A 2132-nucleotide genomic window follows, 5' to 3' on the forward strand; every position below is an offset into this window, starting at 1 on the left:
CTCTTCTTTTTTCCCCTTCTCCCTCTCTCTCTCCCCTCCTCCCCCTCTTCTTCTCCCTTCCTCTCTCTTTTTCTCCCTCCTCTCTCTTCCCCCCTTCTCCCTCTCCCCCTTCCCCTTCCTTCTCCTCTTCCCCCTCTCCCCCTCCTCTTCTCTCCTTTTTCTCCCCTCCTTCCTTCCTTTCTTTTCCTTTCCTCTCTTCCTCCCTCCCTCTTTTTCCCTCCCTCCTCCCCCCTCCTTCTCTCTTCCTCTCCTTCTCTTCTTTTCCCCCTCTATTCTGTCCCCTTTTCCCTTTCTCCTCCCTCCTCTCTTTCCGTTTCCCTTTCTTTTCCTTTCCTGGTCTCTCAACCTTTCTCTTTTTCTTTGCCCTTGTCTTCCCTTCCCCCCTCCTCCTCTTCCTCCTCTCTTTCCCCCCTTCCCTCCCTCCCCTCCCCTCCCCCCCTCCCTCTTTTCCCTTCTTTCTCTCTTTTTCCTCTCTTCCCCTCCCCTCTCTCTCCTTTCCCTTTTTCTCTCCCCTTTTTCTCCTCTCCTCTCTTCCCCTTCTTCCCCCCCTTTCCTCCTCCCCCTCTTTTCCCTTGCTCTCTCTTTTCTCTTCCCCTTTCTCTCCCCTTTCTTTCCTTCCCCCCTTTCTTTCTTCCTTTTTTCTTCTCCCCTCCTTCTTTTTCCTTTTTTCCTCCTTCTCCTTCCCCCCCTCCTTCCCTTTCCCCCTTTCCCTCTCCCTTTCCTCCCCTCTCTCCCTCTCTTCCTCCTTTTTCTCTCCCCTTTCCTCCTTTTCTCCCCTTCTTCTCCCTCCCCCTCTTTCCTCTCTCCTTCTTTTTTTTTCCCCTCTCTTTCTTCTCCTCCCCTCCTTTTTCTTCCTTCTTTCCCCCTTTTCCCCTTTTGTTTTCTTCCCCTTAGTTCTTTCCCCTTCCCTTTTCTTTTTTTCTTGTTTCTCTCTCTTTCTTCTTTCTTTCTCCCTCTTCTCCTTTCCTTTTCTTTCTCTCCTTTCTTTCCCCCTTTCCTTTCCTCTCTTCCCTCTTTTTTCCCTCCCCCTTCCTCCCCCTTCTTCCCTTCTTTCCCCCTTTCTCTCCCTTTTTTCTTCTTCCTCTTCTTTTCCTTTTCCCCTCCCCTTCCCTTTTCCCTCTCTTCTTCCCCCTCCCCCCCCCTCTTCTCTTCTTTCTCCCTCCCCCCCCTTTTCTTCTCTTCTCTCTCCCTTCCTTTCCTCCTTTCTTTCCTTTTTCCTCCTTTTTCTTTCCCCCCCTTCTTTTTCCCTCTCTCCTTCTTTTCTTTCTTCTCTCCCCCCTCCTTCCTTTCTCCCCTTTCTTTCTCCTTTCTCTCCTTTCTTTTTTTTCTCTTCTTCTTCCTCTCCTTCTCCTTTCCTTCCCTTTTCTTCCTCCCTTTCTCCTCCCCCCCTCCCCCTTCTCTCCCCCTCTCTTTTCTCTCTTTCCCCCTTTTCTCTCTTCCCCCTTTCTCTCCCTTTCTCCTTTCTCTTTCTCCCCCCCCTCCTTCTTCCTTCCCCTCTCCCTTTTCTTTCTTCCCCCTTCTCTTTCCTCTCTTTCCTCTCTCTTCTCTTTTTTCCCTTCTTTTCTCCCCTCTTCTCTCCTTTCCTTCCCTCTCCCCTTTCCTCCCTTTTCTTTTTCTCTTTTCTCTCTTTCTCTTCTCCCCCTCTTCCTCTTCCTCCTCCTCTCTCTTTTTCCCTCTCCCCCCCTTCTCCCCCCTTTTCTCCTTTTTCCTTCCTTCTTTCCTTTCTTCCTCTTTTCCTTCCTTTTCTTCTTTTTTCCTCTTCTTTTTTCCTTTTCTCTCTCTTCTCTCTTCTTTTCTCCTCTTTTCTGTTTATTTCTTTCTGTCCTCTCTCCCTTCTTTCTTTCTCCTTCTTTTTTTTTTTTCTCCCCTTCTTCTTCCCTCCCTTTCCCCTTTTTTCTCTTTCCCTTTCTTCTCTTCCCCCTCTTTCCCCTTTTCCCTCTTTCCCTTTCCTTCTTTTTTCTTTCTCTCTTCCCTTCCTTCTTTTTTTCTTTTTCCTTCCCCCCTCTCTTCTCTCTTCTTTTCCCTCCCCCCTCCCTTCCTCTTCCCTCTTCGCCTTCTCTTGCTGCTTCCCTAGCCGCATTTAATGCTAATAAGTTGGTTTGATCTGAAAACTCTTCAACCATCTTCAAAAT

At 48.7% G+C, this 2132-nt stretch carries 1 protein-coding gene; it reads right to left on the reverse strand.

The annotated features are described in order from the left end of the window. The coding region (locus tag ACJJVZ_RS00015) for a hypothetical protein (protein ID WP_405621547.1) at positions 1 to 2080 on the reverse strand (2080 nt) is incomplete at its 3' end. Positions 2081 to 2132 lie beyond the last annotated feature (52 nt).

Source organism: Pseudoalteromonas sp. Ld19, from assembly GCF_045064135.1.
In the GTDB taxonomy this organism is placed as follows: Bacteria; Pseudomonadota; Gammaproteobacteria; order Enterobacterales; family Alteromonadaceae; genus Pseudoalteromonas; species Pseudoalteromonas aliena.